Source organism: Vibrio sp. 1580 (genome assembly GCF_033340055.1).
Window position 1 is genome coordinate 176,442 of record NZ_JAWOVT010000002.1, and the last position, 21,880, is coordinate 198,321.

Sequence of the window (21,880 nt, forward strand, 5' to 3'; positions counted from 1 at the left end):
CAGCTTAGTTCATCGAGTTTTATTTGGTTTGTAAAAATATCAATGCTCTATCGGCGATTTTCTGTCTAATTTCACCTTGAAAGCCTCATGGTTATAGATCGGTTCATGAAAAATGTCGCAATCTTAATACAAAGTATAAGCAATGGTGTGCTTATATGGGGTAAAGCCTATAATCAAATTAGTGCATATTAAATGCAAAAGGCTGAGCTGCTCTGGAAATAGTTCTAAGTCGATAGGCTTATCGTTGACACAATCCATCTATAAAGAGGATCGGCAGGTCCCAACTGGAATGTCGCGAATTGACTGTGAATTTTGAGCCTTGGGCTAATTACAAAAAAAGGGGCTAGGGTATGAGTGAATCTACGACAACAGTGCATCCAAAAATGCAAACGACTTCCAGTCTAACTCCTGTTATAGAGTGGTCTTACGATATTGATACTCGCGAGTTCGAATGTGATCAGCAAGGAATGGCAAAGGCATTTGGGATAAGTACGCCAGTAACCAGCCTAAATAACTTGTTTGATCATATGCTGATGGGGCAACAAGAAACGCTAAAACAACGAATTCTAGAAGTGGAACTCTTTGGCGGACGGGGCGGTTTTCTTGTTGCATGATGCTAAAAAACGTTAACTTAGTGCACGTTACTATTAGTTTTGAAAGGCTCAATAAGCGCATTATCCAAGGCACTATCATTCCACAATTAACAATCACTGGTTGCGAGGAGTTAGCGAAAATCCTCGAAACGATTTTTGATTTGCCGAATGTAGGCGTTTTAGTTGCCGATGAAGATACGCGCATCTTAGGTTGTAACCGTGCCTTTGAGTTACAAATGGGCTATCAAAACCGAGATCTGGTTGGGCTTAAAACTCATATTTTCAGTACCTCTCACCATAGCCAAGCGTTTTATGATCAGCTGTGGCAGCAAATTAATGATGAAGGATGTTGGTGTGGTAACTTGCTGAGCAAAACAGCAAACGGTAGCAACCAAGCTCATCATCTTTGTATTTACCGACTTACGTTTCACTCTGGACGAATTCTTTATCTGGGATTTTCTACGGATATTTCTGCTTCGTTGTTGTGGATGAAAAATCGTTGTGAACAACAGCATGATTGGGCTGCCTTTTTACCGACGAGGAAAGAATTTGAACTCCAATTAGCTACCTTAGCGAATGAAAGCAGAAATAAAGAACTCAACATTGTTATGACACTCAGACCCAAGTTTTCGGAGAGATACTTGCTTGAACAGCAATTAGGTTTTGCAGATTTTATTATGCGAAGTCGTTACACCAGTATTGCGGGGCAGTTATCTCGGGACGTGTTTGTCGTATGCTTGCAGACCCCTCATTGTCAATGGTTGAGCCCGGTTCGTTTGATCCAAATTGCCATGAAAGGGTTCTTTAATGAGCTAAGAAATGAAATGGGCACAAAAATGCATGCCACTATCGTTAAAGGCCAAACTGGTGTGTCAATCCTTGGCTATGATACGAACCGACCAAGACAAGCGCTAGCACATGCAGCGCAAGCGATGTTGTCCTCTATTTCCGGTGAAGGCAGCTATTTCAACTTTTACGACAGTGAACTTCACTCTGAATTAGTGAAGCGCCAACATCTCGAGGCGTTTTTGGAGGCGCAAATAGAGAGTGGGCTAGTGGACGTTTACTTTCAACCGATTATCGACGTTCAAACCGGAAGAGTGGTTAAGTTCGAGGCTCTCGCACGCTTCTATGATGAAAATGATGCGTATTGTACGCAAAAGATGATCGCTATTATTGAAGATCTAGAACTCATAGCGGCACTTGATGATGTGGTCTGCCAAGCTGCGTTGAAGCACTTTCCGCGCTTACAAGAAATTTATGGCGAGGAAGTGGGCGTGACCATCAATCGCTCCCTCAATACGAAATTGGATTCTCTTCAGATCCTTCAGCGGTCGCATGATTTGATTAAAGCCAGTGGTGTAGACCCTAAGCGAGTAACTATCGAGCTAACAGAAACCGCGTATTTTGAACAAGATGAGGAGCATACTCGAGCTCTAGAGGAAGTGCGGAAAGAGGGCATTGAGATCGCGATTGATGACTTCGGTACTGGGTATTCTTCTTTTTCTTATCTAGAAAAAGGGCAGTTTGATTTACTGAAAATAGACCGAAAATTCGTCAAGAACATTCATAAAGGGAGCACTAGCTATAACATTGTGAAAATGGTCACCGAGCTTGCACAGCAAATGAATGTAAAAGTGGTTGCTGAAGGCGTGGAATCTAAGCAAGAACTTCAAGTATTGGCAGAAATCGGTGTCGATTACATGCAGGGCTTTCTATTTTCTGCTGCCGTGCCTGTCGATTTGATGGATAAAGCGGACAGTTATGAGCATCTGTTCTCTGACATCGCGATTGAGTCTAAGCAAAGTGATGTGTTGCAATCTTTGAGCCATGAACAAGTCAGGTCTATGGACCCTGGAGAACCGCTCTCCTTGGCAGTGGAGTACATGAATTTGAATCCAAGCTCGCCTTTAGTTGTTCTCAATGAAAATCGTTGTGTTGGGTTAATTACGAAAGAGACGGTGAATTTACACCTAACGCCTTCGATGGGAACAGAGCGAGAAACTGAACGAGAAAGCCGAATTTGGAAACGTCCTGTTAATCAGATAATGAGCACCGAATTTGTGTTGGTTGATGAGGATTTACCTGTCTCTGTTATTCGAGAGTTGGTTAAAACCGGGATTCGTTTCCCTTGGGTACTGTGTAATACCAAAGAAGAGTACCGTGGAGTTTTAACGCAGGAAGACGCGTTGAAGTATCTTGCTTCTCTGTGAATAAAATTGTCTTACCGTTTTAGCTCATTTGGGGGCCGACTTTCGGTGGTTTGGCGATAGTTGATTTGATATTATCGCCCCCCAAAATGACTTTTGAGCGTGCATTCAACATGATTCAACAATTGCTGGTTACTTTCCCTCCGATGCTATTTGGCGCACAAGCGCTACTGACTTTGCTTCTAATCAAGGGCGATATTTGTCCTGGTCAGCGAGGACGTCTTCATAAAATGTTGCCTGCAGTAGCTGTATTGTGGCTCGCTGTTGCGTCACTTCGCATTGAAGCATTTATGATCGTGTTTGCTATTTTCTACTTCTATTCTCAGGTTCAAACCAAGAAAACGCGTGAAAAAGGGCCACTATGGGCGATGCATTTAGCGAATGGTTTGGCCTTTGCGTATGTGAGTATTCAAGTATTTGAGCAATCAAGCTGGCCAGCATCGATAGCGATAGCGCTAATGATATTTTTCCTTGGGGCGTCATTTTCTCAATTGCTGCTTACGATAGCTCGCAGCAGATTACAGGCATTTCACCGTATTTTACCAGTTACGGGCATTGTGTCTGGAATGCTATTAGTCATCGCAACGTTGTTTGCTTCTTACCAGTTAAATGAAGCTGCACTGAACGCTGCAACACAGCCAATCTTGCTGTCTTTAGCTATGTTAATTTCTTCAATTATTGTGTGGTGTTGGCATATTTTTACGCATAAGAAACCAGAAAAGGTGCAACTGAGCGTTGCCTTGTTGCTAGCACTCGCGTCGATGACGAGCCTGCAAGGTTTATTCTCTCTCGCGGCTTAACCTCTATTCTAAAGACAAAGCTAGACGGCTTATATCCAAGTGCTTTCTTGGTGCTTGGGTATAAGGTGATCACGTTTTAGATCGCACTCACTTTAAATTCGCGTGATTACTACTACGCTTGTTTATATACCTTGTCGAAGAGGAGAGTCGCGATGGATTTAAGCAATGTAGGTAATCTGGACAGCACTATTTTGCTAGGTATCGTCAACGAAAAGCTACGTTTAGAGTGCGACAGTTTTGACGAGTTAGTATCAGTGTATGAGATGGATGTAGAGTCTGTAGTCGGCAAGCTTGATATGCTCGGTTATCAGTACGATCCATTGACTAACCAATTTAAAGCATATCAACGCTAAGCCTTTCATAATCCAAATCTTTTAAGCCACCTTGATTCCGTCAAGGTGGCTTTTACATTGTAGCCTCGCGGTTGCGAAAAAAGCTTGTAAGTAACGCTTTTCTTTCTCTGAGTGACGCGTTGCAGCAAACAAGCGACGCCATAAGCCTTGGCCGAAAGGTTTACTGGTAATAAGACCTTGGCGAGAAAATTCAGAAATCGCCCAATTGGGTAGTGCCGCCACCCCTAATCCAGCAGAGACCATCTGAACTAACATGAGAGTGTTGTCGGCTTGCTTCCATTTCGCAGGTTCTATTCCTGCTGGCTGAAGAAAGTGTTTTACGACGTCTAGCCTTTGTTTTTGAACCGGATAAGAGAGCATGGTTTGATCTGCGAGATCTTGCGGCTCAATAATTTCTTTTTCCGCCAATGGGTGGTTGGTTGCGGTAATTAAACGCATTTCAAAGTCGAATAGAGGCTCGTAGTGGACTTCGGATCGAGGTTGGATATCGGAAGTAATAACGAGATCGAGTTCGCCTGCCAATAGAGCTGGGAGTGGTTCAAAGCCAAAACCAGAGGAAAAGTCCAATGTTACGCTAGGCCAAGCAAGTTGGTACTCCCTAAGTGCAGGCATTAGCCATTGGAAGCAAGAGTGACATTCAATGGCCATATGTAATCGGCCATTGACGTCTTCTTTCAAGCTCGCTAAATCATTTTCTGCTCTTGCGAGTTTCGGAAGGATATCTTCTGCAAGACGCAATAGGATTTCTCCCTCTGAAGTGAACTTCACCGGACGAGTCTTTCTCAGGAACAGTTGCCCTCCAATTCGCGCCTCCAAATCTTTGATCTGATGAGACAGTGCCGACTGAGTGAGATGTAAAGCGGTCGCTGTTGCCGTTAGAGAGCCAGTGTCTCGAAGCGAAGTGAGTGTCCGCAAATGTTTTAGCTCTATCATGAATTCCTTTCATCCTTTGTTGCTCGCTATGAACAGAATAGCAATCGTGTAAATAACTTAACGACAAAAAATGGATATGTAAACGTCTAGACGTCTATTTGTTGTGTTTATTTGCGAATCATGTCGCCTCATGATGAATTTTTTTAATAAACAAGTTGAATAAATGGACGTTGTTCAAACCGCAGATGAGAGCGATAGTTTAGCCATCCAGACATCTTATTCTTTACCGAAAGATGCTCTGATCCAAACAAATTGAACAAAATTGAGAAAGGAATAGGGACATGGCTACAACAACGCACGTACTAGGTTATCCACGCATCGGTGAAAAACGAGAATTAAAATTCGTTCAGGAAAAATACTGGCGCGGAGAAATTGATCAAGCAGAGCTTAAAAAGGTTGGAGCAGATCTGCGCGCTAAAAACTGGCAAACGCAAACAGATGCTGGCTTGAGTTTTACCACCGCTGGCGATTTTGCTTGGTACGATCATGTACTGACGACCACGTTGTTACTGGGTCACGTGCCAAAACGTCACGCAGACGGTTTCCCTGATTTGGATACGCTATTCAAAGTGGGTCGCGGTCAATCTCAAGCGGGTTGCGGCTGTGCGGGCGCTGCAGCATCGGATATGACTAAATGGTTCAACACAAACTACCACTACATCGTACCTGAATTTAGCAAGGACGATACATTTGAAGTGAGTTGGCCTCAACTGTTTGAAGAAGTCAACGAAGCAACCCAAGCTGGGCATAAAGTGAAGCCAGTTTTGCTTGGTCCAGTCAGTTATCTTTACTTAGGTAAAGAGGTAGAAGAAGGGTTCGATCGCCTGACGCTACTGCCACGATTGCTTACGGCTTACCAAGCTATTTTGGCAAAGCTCGCAAGTCAAGGTGTTGAGTGGGTTCAGATTGATGAGCCAATTTTGTCACTGGAGCTAGAAAGCAAATGGGCTGATGCGTTCAAGCTAGCGTACCAAGTGATTCGAAGCGATGTAAAAGTGCTGCTAACGACGTACTTTGACTCTATAAGCGATACGCTAGACAAAATTGTAAAGCTACCAGTGGATGGTTTACATATCGATTTATCTGCCGCGCCTCAGCAGCTTGACGACGTGGTTGCCAAACTACCGGAGGGGTGGGTGCTGTCTGCTGGCGTGGTCAACGGTCGTAACGTGTGGCGCTCGGATTTGAGTGCGCAACTTGAACGTCTACAGCCAGTAAAAGAAAAACTGGGCGACAACCTTTGGGTTGCGAGCTCATGCTCTTTGCTACATAGCCCGGTTGATCTGGAACAGGAAACAGAACTCAGTGAGGAAGTGAAAAGCTGGTTTGCGTTCGCAAAACAAAAAGTAACAGAAGTCGCCTTGCTTGGCCGCGCACTCGATGGTGATCAAGATGCGATTCTCGCTTGTGATACCTACAGCCAGCCAATCAAAGCACGTAAAACGGCAACGCATGTGAATAAGCCACAAGTTCAAGCACGTTTAAACAGTATTACTGCGTCACTTGCCGAGCGCAGCGCACCTTACGCGGAGCGTGCTGCGCATCAAGCTGAAGTATTGGGCTTGCCTCTGTTGCCAACCACGACAATCGGTTCTTTCCCTCAAACGGGTGAAATTCGTGTTCAGCGCAGTGCTTATCGTACAGGTCAATTATCTGAGTCTGAATATATCCAAGCACTTAAAGGACATATTGCTGACGCAGTAAAACGTCAAGAGGCGCTCGACCTAGATGTGCTAGTTCATGGTGAAGCAGAGCGTAACGACATGGTGGAATACTTCGCTGAGAACTTGGCGGGTTTTCAAACGACCAAATTTGGTTGGGTACAGAGTTATGGTTCTCGCTGTGTGAAACCTGCCATTGTAGTTGCTGACATTGAACGTGAAAAACCGATCACAGTTGAATGGTCGACGTACGCACAATCGCTAACCAGCAAACAGATGAAAGGCATGTTGACTGGACCAGTAACGATTTTATGTTGGACGTTCCCACGTGAAGACATCACACGTCAAGAAATTGCGCAGCAACTTGCTTTGGCACTACGTGATGAGGTGTCTGACCTGCAAGATGCAGGCATCAATATCATTCAAATTGACGAGCCAGCCATTCGAGAAGGTTTACCACTCAAAAAACGCGATCACAAAGCGTACTTAGAATGGGCCGTAAATGCGTTTAAGGTCTCTGCGGCAAGTGCAAAACCAGAAACTCAGATTCACACTCATATGTGTTACAGCGAGTTCAATGAAATCATTGATTCGGTTGCGGCACTCGATGCGGACGTCATTACCATTGAAACATCTCGCTCAAATATGGAGCTGCTGAAAGCATTTGAAGAGTTCAATTACCCGAACGAAATTGGCCCTGGTGTTTATGACATTCACTCACCAAACATTCCTACGGAAGAATGGATTGAAGGTTTAATCAAGAAAGCGGCAGAAAAAATTCCGGCTCAACGTTTGTGGGTAAACCCAGATTGTGGTCTGAAAACACGAAACTGGAAGGAGACAGAAGCCGCATTGGCAAATCTGGTTTCAGCGGCGAAGAAGCTCCGTGCTGAGCTGGCGTAACACATCGTTACAGCAAATAAAAACGGAGACTGTGGTCTCCGTTTTTCTATTCTTAATTGTTAACTTTCGTTTTCAGATTATCCAATAATAGCGAATCATCGTCTCATGCCGAAAGCAACAAAAATTACTGTAGCTACTTCACCTGAGTACAAGTCTGTGCGGAAACCAACTCATCTGCCATCAACTGACCGCGAGAATTACGTACCTTAATACGATACATCAAGCCCATATCAATTTGCTTGCGAACTTCTGGGTTGCTGCAGTAGGTATAGATACTGGTATTCAGTACTTGATTTAACGGCTTTGCACCGAGTGCGCCATCGTTATAAATCATCATCATCTCTACAACATTTTTGTTGGATGAGACACGCATTATTTGCAGTGGACCGTACTCTAAAGGGAGGCCCGCAGACAAGACTCCTGCTCGGTTTGATGCCATAAGCTCAAGTTGGCGCTGATTATCATCGGTTGATGAACAGCCAGCCAGAGCACCAAATACCAAGAAAAGACACAGTAATTTTTTCATAAATTAAAACACTTTTTTGAACGGTTTCACGATTACATGATCGTAAACACCAGCCGCTACATAAGGATCGGCTTCTGCCCACGCTTTAGCATCCTTTAGAGAGGCGAATTCAGCGATGACAGTTGAGCCCGTAAATCCAGCTTCACCAGGATTGTCAGAATCTATCGCAGGCATCGGACCAGCTGTAAGAAGGCGACCTTCGTCTTGTAGCTTTTGTAAGCGACCCAAGTGTTGTGGGCGAACGCTCATGCGTTTTTCCAACGAGTTCTCAACGTCCTGTGAAAAGATGACATACCACATAGCATAGTTCCTTAATTGGTAGGGTAAAGTGTTAATTTAACGCCTTTTTTGTGTCTCTCACAAGTGAACAACAGAAAATGTGAGGTCCTTTCTAACTGTTAGCGTTGTAGGTTGACTAATTCTGAACCGGACGTGGTTTACCTTCACTGTCAATGGCTACGTAGTTGAAGGTCGCATCACAAACCATGAAGCGTTCGCCAACACCGTGAGCTTTGACGGGTTTGACCCATACTTCCAAATCGACACTCATGGATGTGCGGCCGATCTTAGTGCATTCGCCGTAGCAGCATACGACATCGCCCACACCAACAGGCTTTTTGAACGTAATGCTTGATACCGAAACGGTGACAACGCGACCACAAGAGATCTCTTTTGCCAGAATCGCGCCTGCTAAGTCGAGCTGAGACATTATCCAACCGCCAAAAATATCGCCATTGGCGTTTGTATCTGCAGGCATTGCAAGGGTACGAAGCAGCATTTGACCTTTCGGAGAGCTAATTTCTTGACTCATTGTGACATCCTAAATCTTAAAGGCGCTCAAACTAAGCGCCAACATAGTAAATACCTAGAACCAAAGGTCCTTAAAAAACCGCAGATACCGGACCAGAGAAAGTTGGTTTACAGCAGCAAGAATGGTCTGAAAACGGTACGTTGTTTGAGCGGTTTACTGATACATGGAGCAAAACAGCGACCCTAAGATCGCTGTGAAGTCGCGGATTATAGCAAAACTGAGTTTTTATTCATCAGTGGACACATCGGATGAGTTATTTTTTTGTTCTTTTGGCATGTGTTTATAAATGTAAAAGCCAGTCGCAATCATGTAAGCAAATGTCGCGATCAACATTCCAAATACTTTGAAGTTAACCCAAACATCCAACGGCAATTCGTAAGCAATATAAATGTTTAGGCCAGCGAAGAATGAGAAGAAGCCAACCCAAGCCCAGTTAATCTTTGCCCAAACAGCGTCAGGTAACGTAATTTCCTTGCCTAGCATACCTTTGATGGCTGATTTTCCCAATGCGTGGCTCACTGCTAAGCCAATCGCCAGAATCGCGTAAATGATGGTGACTTTCCACTTTATAAAATTGTCGTCGTGGAAGAAAAGGGTCATGCCGCCGAAGATAGTGACGATAACAAATGTTATTAGCTGCATCTTTTCGACTTTCTTATACAGCGCATAGGTGACGACAAGCTGAATGGCTGTTGCTACGATCAGTGCACCTGTCGCCACGTAGATGTCGTACAGCTTGTATAAAGCGAAGAAAACGATGAGTGGTATAAAGTCTAGGATCTGCTTCATGATGGCAAAATCTACCTAATTGTTGAATTGAAGACAGTCTAACGGAATCTGACAAGATGTGAATACTGAGGAAGTTAAGGTAAGAATAGTAACGCTTAGTATATCGTACAGCCCGCAAGCTTCTTCCACGTCGAAACAGCAAATGGAAGGAATAAAAATTGCCGCGTGAAGCGGCAATAGAGTTGAGAGTTTTAAACCTTAAGCCACACGTTGATATTGGGAAATAAGCGTTTTTACATCTTCTAAATAGCCTTCCCGCAGTAAGTTATCGACCGTTGCTTCTAGCTCTTCGAGAGACATCGTGAAGCAAGTGGATTTACCAGTCATCAGGGTCAGATATTGATGATACTCTTCTTCTGTATAGTGGCCTAAGCGATCAAGTAACAGTGTTTTGATTCCATGATGAATCAAGCCGTAGTATGTATGTCGATGAAGTAACATGGCGATCTCCTTATCAAGCTCATACGCTACTCATTTGCAGCCTGCTTGACCTTCTGGATAATTCGATTTACTCCAATAATGCACATCTAGTGCCAATTCTATATTTGCAAATTAAAAAGTGTTGGAAGGTGCAAAATTCTCGTTCTGTAACCATCTTTGGATGACGACTTGAAGTGCATTTAACGTGGTGGGCTTTTCGAGCCTGTCATCCATGAGTGTCGAAATTAGCTCCAACTCTCTAGCTCCAGACTCACCAGATAAGGCAATGATTGGAACGGAGGATGTGATTTGCTTAATCCGTTGGCTGGCGTCAAATCCATTCATTACCGGCATTTGGACATCCATAAGAACGAGATCAATCTTGTGAGAGTGGAATAGTTCTACCGCAGAGGCTCCATTATTTGCTTGTAAGCTGTTGACTCCCAATCTTTTTAAATACATCTGTACCAAGGTGCGTTGCACCTCTTTGTCATCAACAATGAGCACTGTTGGTGCATCTTTACATACTTGTACGTGTTGAGCTGAATGATTTTCAGAATGTGATGGAGTTGCTTTCCAGTTATCAAAGTCCGGTGCTCTCAATGTCTCTGGTTTTGGTGCGTTTGGTACGACTGGGAAATACAAGTAGAATTCTGTGAACTCGCTCAATTCAGACTGGCACTCTATTCGTCCTCCGAAGGAGCGCATAACACGTTGGCAATAGCCCAAACCTAAGCCACTGCCTCCGCTTTTTTGATACGAGAAAAAGTCATCAAATATCTTGTGTAAGATACTGCGATCTATACCTGGCCCACTATCTCGGAAGATCAGAATGTTTTCGTAAGCCCCCGCCTGGGTACGAATCTCAATTTGACTGTCGGGATAAGAATCAAAATAGTAGATAGCGTTACGAATCAAATTGAAAATGACAAAGTTAAACAGGGTCTCATTTAACTTCGCGACAAAATCGTGTGCCTGTGGCAGGTTAATTCTCTCAATTATTTGATCGTTTTCAAAACCATAACGGCTTACTGCTTGGTCGATGGCTTTATGTATGGAAGTGAGAGCTAAAGGCTCATGCTCTGGTGAGCTGTCGCTAACTTCTCGTAAAATAATATCGATAAGTTGTCGACCGCGTTGTATAGCGGCTTCACCTTTATCAATTTCTCTTTTTAGCATATCCAGTGAGGCGTTTGACTCTATATGCTGTTTTAAAGCTTCAAATTGTAATTGTACTTGAGCGAGAGGGTTACGCATTTCATGTGCAATGGAGTTAGCCAGCGCACGGCTTTGGCGTACCTTTCTATCGGCTTCAATGGTGCTCTGGATGCGAACTAATAACGTTTGCAGAGCTGAGATTTCTTCATTAGAAAACAGCTTATTATCTATTTTATGTGAAGAAATCAGCAAGTGAGTAACAGATTTTCCACGACCGAAGAGAGGCATAACGAGCGCAGTATTGCTTGAGCGCATACGCTCGTAGAGCTTTCTCATCGACCCTTTAGAAGAGGAGGCATAATCAATTTCTTCAGACAACTCATCAAGCACGAGAACTGACTTGCTTGACGGCAGGTACTCTTCGTAAAACGTTTCTGTGTAATTGCTAGTGACTAGCTGTAGCTTGTTGTTTGGTATGTTAAGTAACGATGCCAACTGACGCATAGCATCATCTATTGAGCGTTTAAACTCTTCCTCTAACCCAAGGATTTGCTGAACGGGAGTGTGTCGTTTCCCATAAATAAAATATGAAGCGAAACGACTGACTCGCTTAAAAAGCAAGTGCCAACTGATACCGATAAGCGCGCATAAAGGTACCGCAACAAGCCATTGGTTATCTTCAGAGATAGGAATAAATATCGCCCCTAGCGGCAGAACAAAAATGGCGCAGACTAAGAGCGCGCTTACCGTTAAGTACGTGAGATATTTAGCGCTGTAGAAGCGAGAGGTAAGTAGGGCATAGCCCACAAACAACATTTCGCTGATTGAAAGTGCTGGTGGTAACCAAGTTAGGGAGAAGTCGCCAAGGAAATACGTCATTCCAAGGTGTATCACTGCCGTAGATAACATGAATACCAAAATGCCAGCGATCATATAGTTGCTTTTTGCTAACGTGAGCTTGCTGCTGTTAGCGCGCATGGCAATCAAGTTAAGCAGCGTTAGTACCACGAAAGCTAGCAAACTAATGAAAAAATATGAGGTATGTGGGCCAAATTTAATGACGAACTGGCTTGGACCACTAATGGTGACATTTTCGACAGTAAGATTCGGTACTAAGTTGATGTACAGTGAATACGTTGCTAGTGCGACAAAGACGACTTTTTGCCAGGCTTTGACCGCTGTTTTTTTAACATCTGCGGTTAACTGGCAAGAAAAATAGAATGCAAACGCAAAGGCGAAAAAAGACGCTAAGTTCGCTAACTTAGCCATAAAAATGCCACCAACAGAGCCTAATTCTGGCAATAAATCGGTATGGAAATAGGCGTTGCTGCTTATCCAAACAATGATACAGCTGGAATAAGCGATGTAAGGCGCGTGATGCGAGCCTAAGATTGATTCACTCTTCTGTTTTAGGCGATAGCAGTAATACAGTAGCCAAGCGAATACTATTAGTACAGTCGCGTACAATGCCATTGCTTTTGGGTAAAAGAGACCGTGCAAATGAACATCAAGCATGCTCATTCACCTTTTTATCCATTCTTTTTGTTCGTACGCAATGTTTGTAGTCGCGAAATTGTATGTCTTGAAATGCTTCAACCATCATACCTAAATTCCAGAAACCGCGGTATGTCTTGGTACCGTCACCGTTAATGTCGCGGTATCCTGAGTGAAAGTAGGCACTTAAATCAATAGATTGATAGAAATTTAACATAAATACTTGCTCAATAATGGTAAAGCCGAGCTTATAGCCTGCTTTATAGAGCTCGCTCATCATAGTTTTTTGCGCCAGATACAAAAAATACAGCTTTTGTTGAATGTTGCCTCCCACCGTAAGACGCAGTACTTCGCAAACCGCTTCACTGTTCTTTACACGAGATTGAAACTGAGCATCAAACTCAATAAGAGTGTGCTCATGAGTTAGAGCACGACACTCCAAAATACCCAGTTGATTGAGAACACTGTACCCATGATTAGGAAAGCAAAACTGCCATTGTTCGTTACTAAACTGTGGTGAGTAACTGAGCCAGTTATTTCGTTGATGCCAGCTTTGCACTAAAGCGGAGGAGACCATGATTGGTGAAGATGACGATTTGAGCAAGAGGGCAAAGTGCTGCCCTTTTTGCGAGAGTGATAAAAGAGGCAAGATTTCAAACCATTGTTCAGTTTGGACGAAAAGCTCAAGATTACTCAGTGTGATCGCTTCGGAAATCGGCATTAACGCTGCATGATTTGGCAGCATTACCTCAAGATCGCAATCTGCGATATCTTCAATTAACACGCTAGTATAGCTGTGGTCGTCAAACGGAAGCGGAGTAGGAATCGCAGCTTCGTTTGAAGGATATTTTTGCTTGATTGCTTCGATCTCGCATTGACACCAGAAAACCATCCAATGCGGGTAACAATCTGCGGCAAGTTGTTCAAGTAAACGAATCTCTTTGGAGAAACCTGTCGGATACTGTTGCACTAAATCTCGATAATCCATTAACTCAAATAGTGCAGAAAGACTTTTTGATGCGTGTTTAGGAAAGAGAGATTTAAGCAGTTTTATTCGATACAGAGCAACCTGTTGAAAAAGAGCATCTCGTTTTTGTTTCGTTAGGGTAAGAATAACTGAGTCAACCAAGGCCTGCTGCTTTGATTCGATCGGCAAATTTGTTTTGGTGAGATAGTCCAAAGATTGCTCAAAACTCATGATATAACCTAGCTCTAACGTTTTGTTATATTTTGTAATGGTTTATATCATTTTGAAAAAATTATGCCATCGGTTTCTATTTGTATAGTTACGTAATGCAAGAAAAGACAAAAAAACCGCTCATTATGAGCGGTTTTTGGTCTATTCAAGAAAGGGTTAGGCTTCTTGCTTTTTTAGCTCAGCTTCTGCCGTTTCTTCTTCAATTAGCGCATCAACGATAACTGCACATGCAGCATCACCTGTGATGTTCAGTGCTGTACGAATCATATCGAAAATACGGTCAAGAGCGAATAGCAGCGGTAGACCTTCAATTGGAATACCAGCGGCAAGAAGCACGGCAACCACTAGGAAAGAAGGGCCAGGAACACCCGCTTGACCAACCGCACCTAATGTAGACGTTACGATAATTGCAATGTAAGCGCCCATGCCTAGATCGATATTGAACAGTTGAGCAAAGAAGATAGCAACCAAGCCATAGTAAATCGCATTACCTGACATGTTGATCGTTGCGCCTAGAGGCAGAACAAATGATGCAGTTGAATTTTTTACGCCCAGCTCTTTTTCACAGGTGTCCATTGTGACAGGCAGTGTTGCCATAGAAGACGCTGTTGAAAGCGCAACTGCTTGCGGTTTCTTCATTGAAGACAGGAATTTCTTCGCAGATGTCTTCGTGAAAACATGCACCATTGCTGGGTAAACAACGAAACCGAAGATTAGGATGGCGGCAACGTAAACAACGAACAGTTTAAACACCACCATTAGCGCACCAAAACCAAACGTACCGACGGCTTCTGCCATCAGACCAAATACACCGATAGGTGCAATGATCATTACTTTGTTGATCATCCAAACCATTGCGTCAGCGATGCAGTTAACACCATTGATGATTGGTTCACGACGCTCTTTTGCTTGCTTAGAAATCGCAATACCAAAGAACATACAGAAAACGAGGATCTGTAGGATGTTTGCTTCATTTAGTGATTGGAAAACGTTGGTTGGGATCATACCAGTGATGGTTGCCCAGAAAGTAGGTAGTTCACCTTTTGAAGCGTATTCTGCTGAGAACATGCCTTCAACGCCAGAGACGTCGATACCCATGCCTGGTTGGAATACTTCACCCATAAATAGTGCAAGCGCAACGGCTAGGGCGGATGTTAAACCAAAATAACCTAGAGTGACGATGCCAACTTTACCTGCTGACTGGCTGTTCCCAAGACCAGCGGCGCCAGAAATCAAGGCTACAGCGACCAAAGGAATAACCAACATTTTGATTAAGTTGATAAAGATAGCACCTAAAGGAGCGAACACTGTCGCATCATGACCCATCATGGCACCAACGGCTGTGCCCACGATCATGGCGATTACGACTTGTACGCCAATGTTGTTTAGCAAACTCTTTTCTTTTAACACTTCCATAACCTCTGTGCTAATAAAATGTAAAATCCTAAAATTACCCACTAACCACAAATGGATTTACGGATAATTATCTCGCCTTGCTTTTTACACTTATCGTTTACAATTGGCAATATGCAGCAAGGTATTATTGATGGATTAATCGATATTTTGTTGACGAACGATAAAGTTTTGTTCAATAGCAAACGTTTGCCGTTGATTTTTCTTATGAGTGTTACGCTTGGGATTGTTCAAGTTTATTTTTCTTTTTTTGTTTTCTTTTTGTTAATTTTAACCGCTTTTGTATTTGCTATTGCAGTCAGAGTTTTTAGTGACTTGGGTTGATATTTATAACAATTCATTTCTTTCAAGCTCACACTTTTATTAATTTACCTTCTGAAATGTTAATTGCTTTACATTCTTAGTCCTGATTGCGTTGTAAACATAATGTTAAATGATAATGGCTGGTGAGACTCAAATGCTGACGATCCAGTGTTAGAGATAACTTGCTTAGTTAATGCTCCTGAGCTGATTAGACGAGAAAGACAAGTAAGAGGTGAAGAGACTATGATGAATCTTGCTGCTGCGTTACAAAGAAATGCTGCGAGTAAACCAGATAAAACGGCGTTGATATGTGGCACTGAAAAGATAAATTATGCGCAGTTTGATGCGATCGCCGGCAAGATCGCAGCGTCTTTAATCAATAAAGGCGTAAAGCCAGGTGACCGCGTTGCGATTTCATGCCCAAACATTCCTTTTTTCGCGTTTGTTTATTATGCAATACAAAAAGCTGGCGCGGTTGCAGTCCCATTAAATGTGCTTTTGAAAGCGCGAGAAATTAAGTATCACTTAGAAGATTCAAAAGCGAAGTTTTATTTCTGCTTTGAAGGGACGAAAGAACTGCCAATGGCAAAAGAGGGTGTCAAAGCCTTTGAACAAGTCGATACATGCGAAGGCATAGTCGTATTGACTCAATCTCAAGATGAAAGCTATTGGAATGGTGTAATAACTCTCAATGCGTTTATAGCCGATGTCCAACCGTTGCCGGATTATATACCGCGTAATGCGGATGATACATGTGTGATTTTGTATACATCAGGGACGACAGGCTTACCAAAAGGCGCTGAACTGACTCAGCAGAACATCATAATGAACGCTCTGGTGGCACAAAACATTATGGGCAGCCAGGCCGATGATATTCACTTAGTAACTTTGCCTTTATTTCATACATTTGGTCAAACCGTCCACTTAAATGCTAGTGTTTTGGGCGGGGCAACATTGGTGTTAGTGCCTAGGTTTGAGCCTAAACATGTTCTTGAGCTGGTGGAAAAACATAGGGTGACGATATTTGCTGGTGTGCCAACGATGTACATCGGTCTGCTTCATGTGCAGCATCAATTTGATACCTCGTCATTGCGTGTTGCAGTAAGCGGTGGTGCGCCATTACCAACCGAAATCTTTCGAACCTTTGAAGAAACATTTAATGTGCCGATCTTAGAAGGATACGGGTTGTCGGAGACAAGTCCTATTGCATGTTTTAATCATTTAGATCAGGAGCGAATACCAGGCTCGGTAGGTCAACCGGTTCAAGGCGTCGAAGTAAGAGTTATCGACATTGAAGGCAATGCACTACCGATAGGCGAAGAAGGTGAGATTGTTGTGCGTGGTCATAATGTTATGAAGGGATATCTTGATCGCCCAGAAGTTACTGAATCTGCGCTACAAAATGGTTGGTTCCATACTGGTGATGTGGGCCGCTTTGACAGTTCAGGTAATTTATTTATTGTCGATAGAATGAAAGATCTGATCATTCGAGGTGGATTTAATGTTTATCCCAGAGAAATTGAAGAAGTTTTCATGACTCATCCTGCAGTTTCAATGGTCGCGGTGATAGGGATTCCAAATGAAGAGTATGGCGAAGAGATAAAAGCCTACGTTGTACTTAAACCAAAAGAATACATTGACGCCGATTCATTACAAAAGTGGGGTAAAGAGCAATTAGCCTCGTTTAAATATCCTCGTTATGTCGAAATTCGTGAACACCTCACGATGAGTGCGACAGGAAAGATTTTGAAACGTGAGTTGAAATCTGAATTGAATATAGCTTAGTCAATTCAATGGTTTTTGTGTCACAGCGCCACTTGCCTAAGTGCAAATGGTGTTGTGCTCTTAACCAATTAGATGCATAAGCTTTTTAGCTGTCGTTAGACAATACTTACCGTTTGTTGAATGGATCTATTGCTCGAGTTCTTTAAAGTATTCTTCTAAGCGTTTCGGATTGGTAATGGTTACTGAGCCATAGTTTAGCTCTAGCATCCCGATACTTTCTAATCGTTTTAGTATCTTGTGTACGCTCTGACGAGTTAGCCCCATCATGTTAGCGATATGTTCTCTTGTTACCCTGACAACGCATGGTCGAGTATCGATCGCTTGATTAAGTTGGTATTCTGCAAGCAGCAGTAACCTTTTGGCGACTCGTTCTTCAATTCCTCTAATCGCGTCATCTTCGATAACAGAAATAGCAGACCACAAGCGGCGGCTAAGTAAGTCGAGTATAGTGGGGTAACTTTGAGGGTATTTGGCGAGTAATTGGCGAAATTTATCTCCAGGAAGCTCCATTACAGTCACGTCAGAATGCGCGGTCGCACCAAAAATACGAGGCATACCGGGAGAAAAAACATTGTCTCCAAACCAGCCACCAGCTTCGAAAATCATCAGTGTGACTTCTTTGCCTTTTGAACTAATTGAGTTCACTCTCACTGCACCTTGAGCTATGACCATAAGAGAAGATTGAAGCGCACCTTTATTGCAAATCAGTGCTTTTTCGTCGAAGCAGCGAACCTTAGTCATTTGCGCTGCTTCACTAAGCCCTTTATCTGGCAGCCCTGATAGTACAGGACATTTGGCTAGCAGTGTTTTGACTTCTTCCATGTAGCAACCTTACTGCACATTGCTTTATTGAGTGAGTTAAGTTACCCAAGCTTAACACTCTTTGAGTGCTCTGCTTGAGATAGATTTGGAAAGTGCGGGCGTTGAACAAAAAATGACGTGGTATAAACGCGATAGTAAGAAAACGCCCACTAAACATAATGTTAAGCGGGCGTTGTTGTGTCATATCAAACTGAAATTATTTTTGAGTGGCAGCTTTCATTGCAGAAACGAATTCACCTAGCTTGTCGAGCATAATTTGTGGCTGATCAACGTTCGCTTCAATGATTTTTACCACGGCTGAACCAGAAATTGCACCAGCGGCGCCAGATTCTAGTGCTTGTTTCACCTGTGCAGGCTCAGAGATGCCAAAACCAAGTAGCGCTGGTGGCGCATCAAACTGGTTCAGTCTATCGAGCATATGACCTACAGGCATGTTTGCTTTGGTTTCTGCGCCAGTAACACCTGCACGAGAGAGTAGGTAAGTGTAGCCGCCACCTAACTCTGATACTTGCTTCAGTGTTTCATCACTTGCCGTTGGTGGTGCGATGAAGATTGGGTGAATACCAAACTTTTCTGCAGCAGCAACAAATTCGGCACTTTCATTAGTTGGTACATCTGCAATCAAAACAGAATCGATACCTGCTTTTGCACAACGCTCATAGAAGTTCTCGATACCACGAGAGTAAACAAGGTTCGCGTACATAAGAAGACCAATAGGTAACTCTGGGTATTTAGCACGGATCTTACCAATTTGCTCAAAGCAGATATCTGGTGTTGCGCCTGAGTCTAACGCGCGAATGTTAGCGCCTTGGATGGTTGGGCCATCCGCTAGCGGATCTGAGAATGGAATACCAAGTTCAAGGGCATCTGCACCAGACTCAACCAGTGTTTCCATGATTTTGTAAGACTGCTCGGCGTTTGGATCGCAAACCGTTACGAACGGTACAAATGCGCCTTGGTTCTTTTCGTTTAGGCGCTCAAACATCTTTTCATAACGGCTCATTAGATTGCTCCTTTTTCTTCTAAGATGGCGTGTACGGTGAAGATGTCTTTGTCACCACGACCTGATAGGTTAACGACCAATAATTGCTCTTTTTCTGGATTCTCACGAGCCATACGCAGTGCATGAGCCAGTGCGTGAGAAGATTCTAGAGCAGGGATGATACCTTCGTGACGCGCAATTTCTTGGAATGCTTCTAGTGCTTCATCATCCGTCACGTTGTCATATTCAGCACGGCCAATTGCGTTTAGATGTGCGTGCTGTGGACCAACTGAAGGGAAATCAAGACCAGCAGAGACAGAGTATGACTCTTCAACCTGACCGTTTGGATCTTGCATCAATGGCGCTTTCATACCAAAGAAGATACCCGTTTTACCATGTTTAAGTGGTGCACCGTGCTGGTCAGTATCGATACCTTTACCTGCTGGCTCAACACCAATTAGGCGAACGCTTTCTTCTTCGATGAAGTCAGCAAACATGCCAATCGCGTTTGAACCACCGCCCACACATGCGATAACCGCATCAGGAAGACGACCTTCACGTGCCAAAATCTGATTCTTCGTTTCTTCACCAATCATGCGTTGGAAGTCACGCACGATTGTTGGGAATGGGTGAGGACCTGCCGCTGTACCTAATAGGTAGTGTGCATCTTCATAAGTTGCAGACCAGTCACGCAGCGCTTCGTTACATGCGTCTTTAAGTGTTGCTGAACCCGAGTGGACAGGAATAACTTCTGCGCCCATTAGCTTCATACGGAATACGTTCGGGCTTTGACGCTCAACGTCTTTTGCACCCATGTACACGCGACACTTAAGGCCAAGCAGTGCACATGCTAGTGCGGTTGCAACACCGTGTTGACCTGCGCCAGTTTCAGCGATGATTTCGTTTTTGCCCATGCGTTTCGCAAGTAGCGCTTGACCCAACACTTGGTTAGTCTTGTGGGCACCACCGTGAAGTAGGTCTTCACGTTTTAGGTACAGTTTGGTTTTCGTACCTTTGGTTAGGTTACGAGTTAGAGTTAAAGCCGTTGGGCGGCCCGCATACTCTTGAAGAAGCGTCATGAATTCGCTGCGGAATTCTGGATCTTCTTGCGCGTCGATAAACGCTTGCTCTAGTTGCTCCAGTGCTGGAACTAGAATTTGCGGAACGTACTGACCGCCGTATTCGCCAAAGTAGGCATTCAGTTTTGCCATCGTTATATTCCTTCTCGTATTTTTCGCTACGAATAGCTTTAAATTTTTTAGCTGATATCCAGCTTTAGTAGTTGCGAATAGCAGTGAATGCCGCGAGCAACTTCTGTGAATCTTTTTTGCCTGGTGCGCTTTCTACACCAGAGTTTAAATCTAATCCCAAGCAACCTAGTGTCGCTGCTTGTTGAGCATTTTCTGGCGACAGTCCGCCCGCTAGCATAATTTGACTTGGGTCGCCGATCAGTGACCAGTCGAACACTTGTCCGGTTCCACCTGTTTGAGTGCCAACTTGTGCATCTAATAGGTGACGGTCAATGTTGTCCGAAAGCAGTTCTGGCTTCGCATCTGTCACACCGTAAGCTTTCCAGATTTCAACACATGCTGGTAGCTCTGCTTTTAGCTGATTAACGTAAGCTTGGTCTTCTTGACCGTGCAGTTGCACCGCTTTTAAACCCAAAGAGGTCACGACAGAAGCAACAAAATCGATATCGTGATTTTGGAACACGCCTACGTAGTTAAGTGGAGCACCGCTCATGGTTAAGCGCGCACCTTCAAGGTCGACCGCACGCTTCGACTTCTCGACAAAAATCAGACCACCAAATACCGCACCAGCTTGGTACGCTTTCGCTGCGTCATCTGGGTGCGTTAAGCCACAGACTTTGTTTTCGCCTAACGTCACTTTACGTACTGCAAGTTCAAGGTTGTCTTCCGCCATCAGTGAACTACCAATCAAGAAGCCGTCTGCGTATTCCGCTAAATCACGAACTTGTTGATGTGTATAAATGCCAGATTCTGAGATTACTGTTGCGTTAGGAGCCAGTTCACGAATGGTCGGTGCCAGTTCTTTCGTACGATTCAAATCAGTACTTAGGTCGCGAAGGTTACGGTTATTAATGCCGATAACGCGTGCGCCTAGCTTAACTGCACGATGAAGCTCTTCTTCGTTGCTGACTTCGGTCAAGATACCCATGTTCAGGCTGTGCGCCGCTTCCTCTAGCGCTTTGTACTCTTCGTCATTAAGGACAGAAAGCATCAGTAGCACGGCATCAGCACTGTAATGACGTGCTAGGTAAACTTGGTAGGTATCTACCATGAAGTCTTTGCACAGAACCGGTTGTTTAACTTGACCACGTACTTGAGGAAGAAAGTCAAAGTTACCTTGGAAGTACTTTTCGTCTGTTAGGACTGAAATCGCATCAGCATGGTTGTTGTAAACCGATGCAATGTAATCCAAGTCGAAGTGATCACGAATCAAACCTTTAGAAGGAGATGCCTTCTTACATTCGGTGATGAATGCCGTCTTTTCGCCACTCAGAGCATTGTAGAAGCTGCGGTCCGATGGCAGCAAATCAGACTGAAATGTGCTTAGCGGTTGAGACACCTTACGGTCTGCTACCCATTGATATTTGTCGCGGACAATTTTCGCCAGTACTTCTGCCATTTCTGCTTCTTTCTTAGAAACGTGTTCAGACAGGTTGCCAGCTTGCTGAGTGTTGAAGTCAGTCATCTTCTTCAATT

General features: G+C 43.8%; 17 protein-coding genes and 1 pseudogene. 5 read left to right on the forward strand and 13 right to left on the reverse strand.

What is annotated here, in order from left to right:
* The first annotated feature begins 350 nt into the window (after positions 1–350).
* The 3 genes and pseudogenes from R7093_RS03840 to R7093_RS03850 all read left to right on the forward strand — a co-directional run bounded on the left by R7093_RS03840 (position 351) and on the right by R7093_RS03850 (position 3,956).
* A pseudogene (locus R7093_RS03840) lies at positions 351–2,806 on the forward strand (EAL domain-containing protein).
* A gap of 86 nt (positions 2,807–2,892) precedes the next feature.
* Positions 2,893–3,603, forward strand: a complete 711-nt coding sequence (locus R7093_RS03845) for a hypothetical protein (RefSeq protein WP_054574763.1) — start codon at positions 2,893–2,895, stop codon at positions 3,601–3,603.
* A gap of 152 nt (positions 3,604–3,755) precedes the next feature.
* The gene (locus R7093_RS03850; RefSeq protein WP_005376762.1) at positions 3,756–3,956 is read left to right on the forward strand and encodes a DUF4250 domain-containing protein; all 201 of its coding nucleotides are present in this window, start codon (positions 3,756–3,758) and stop codon (positions 3,954–3,956) included.
* 21 nt (positions 3,957–3,977) lie between these two features.
* On the opposite strand, the gene metR is transcribed toward R7093_RS03850, so the two are convergent.
* Entirely contained in the window at positions 3,978–4,889 is a 912-nt protein-coding gene (gene metR / locus R7093_RS03855) for an HTH-type transcriptional regulator MetR (RefSeq protein WP_005386724.1), read from the reverse strand.
* A 281-nt stretch (positions 4,890–5,170) separates the two neighbouring features.
* Between metR and metE the strand changes: the two genes are divergently transcribed.
* Entirely contained in the window at positions 5,171–7,453 is a 2,283-nt protein-coding gene (gene metE / locus R7093_RS03860) for a 5-methyltetrahydropteroyltriglutamate--homocysteine S-methyltransferase (RefSeq protein WP_054574762.1), read from the forward strand.
* 133 nt (positions 7,454–7,586) lie between these two features.
* On the opposite strand, the gene R7093_RS03865 is transcribed toward metE, so the two are convergent.
* The 8 genes from R7093_RS03865 to R7093_RS03900 form a co-directional block, all read right to left on the reverse strand.
* On the reverse strand, positions 7,587–7,979 hold the full coding sequence (locus R7093_RS03865) for a GspS/AspS pilotin family protein (protein WP_005386726.1): 393 nt from the start codon (positions 7,977–7,979) through the stop codon (positions 7,587–7,589).
* A gap of 3 nt (positions 7,980–7,982) precedes the next feature.
* Positions 7,983–8,279: a YciI family protein gene (locus R7093_RS03870; RefSeq protein ID WP_318146515.1), complete on the reverse strand. Its 297-nt coding sequence runs from the start codon at positions 8,277–8,279 to the stop codon at positions 7,983–7,985.
* A gap of 115 nt (positions 8,280–8,394) precedes the next feature.
* The gene (yciA, locus tag R7093_RS03875; protein ID WP_005376768.1) at positions 8,395–8,790 is read right to left on the reverse strand and encodes an acyl-CoA thioester hydrolase YciA; all 396 of its coding nucleotides are present in this window, start codon (positions 8,788–8,790) and stop codon (positions 8,395–8,397) included.
* A gap of 225 nt (positions 8,791–9,015) precedes the next feature.
* On the reverse strand, positions 9,016–9,579 hold the full coding sequence (locus tag R7093_RS03880) for a septation protein A (RefSeq protein WP_318146516.1): 564 nt from the start codon (positions 9,577–9,579) through the stop codon (positions 9,016–9,018).
* Positions 9,580–9,777: 198 nt separating this feature from the next.
* Complete coding sequence (locus R7093_RS03885; RefSeq protein ID WP_017634694.1) at positions 9,778–10,020, reverse strand: hypothetical protein; 243 nt, start codon at positions 10,018–10,020, stop codon at positions 9,778–9,780.
* Between the two features lie 111 nt (positions 10,021–10,131).
* Complete coding sequence (locus R7093_RS03890) at positions 10,132–12,672, reverse strand: hybrid sensor histidine kinase/response regulator (RefSeq protein ID WP_115386165.1); 2,541 nt, start codon at positions 12,670–12,672, stop codon at positions 10,132–10,134.
* Positions 12,665–13,849, reverse strand: coding sequence for an acyl-homoserine-lactone synthase (locus R7093_RS03895; protein ID WP_318146517.1), 1,185 nt, complete (start codon positions 13,847–13,849; stop codon positions 12,665–12,667). Before R7093_RS03895 ends, R7093_RS03890 begins: the two co-directional genes overlap by 8 nt.
* A 156-nt stretch (positions 13,850–14,005) precedes the next feature.
* Entirely contained in the window at positions 14,006–15,265 is a 1,260-nt protein-coding gene (locus R7093_RS03900; RefSeq protein WP_318146518.1) for a dicarboxylate/amino acid:cation symporter, read from the reverse strand.
* 543 nt (positions 15,266–15,808) lie between these two features.
* Here R7093_RS03900 and R7093_RS03905 point away from each other — a divergent pair.
* Positions 15,809–17,350: a long-chain fatty acid--CoA ligase gene (locus tag R7093_RS03905; protein WP_318146519.1), complete on the forward strand. Its 1,542-nt coding sequence runs from the start codon at positions 15,809–15,811 to the stop codon at positions 17,348–17,350.
* Positions 17,351–17,476: 126 nt separating this feature from the next.
* Here the strand turns inward: R7093_RS03905 and R7093_RS03910 are convergent, their stop codons facing one another.
* The 4 genes from R7093_RS03910 to trpCF all read right to left on the reverse strand — a co-directional run bounded on the left by R7093_RS03910 (position 17,477) and on the right by trpCF (position 21,869).
* Entirely contained in the window at positions 17,477–18,172 is a 696-nt protein-coding gene (locus tag R7093_RS03910; protein ID WP_005376777.1) for a Crp/Fnr family transcriptional regulator, read from the reverse strand.
* Between the two features lie 196 nt (positions 18,173–18,368).
* Positions 18,369–19,175 (reverse strand): tryptophan synthase subunit alpha, encoded by an 807-nt coding sequence (gene trpA, locus R7093_RS03915; protein ID WP_047103302.1) that lies wholly within the window; start codon positions 19,173–19,175, stop codon positions 18,369–18,371.
* Complete coding sequence (gene trpB / locus R7093_RS03920; RefSeq protein WP_005445041.1) at positions 19,175–20,365, reverse strand: tryptophan synthase subunit beta; 1,191 nt, start codon at positions 20,363–20,365, stop codon at positions 19,175–19,177. The genes trpA and trpB overlap by 1 nt, the downstream gene beginning before the upstream one ends.
* Before the next feature lie 64 nt (positions 20,366–20,429).
* Positions 20,430–21,869 (reverse strand): bifunctional indole-3-glycerol-phosphate synthase TrpC/phosphoribosylanthranilate isomerase TrpF, encoded by a 1,440-nt coding sequence (gene trpCF, locus R7093_RS03925; protein WP_047103299.1) that lies wholly within the window; start codon positions 21,867–21,869, stop codon positions 20,430–20,432.
* Between the last annotated feature and the right edge of the window lie 11 nt (positions 21,870–21,880).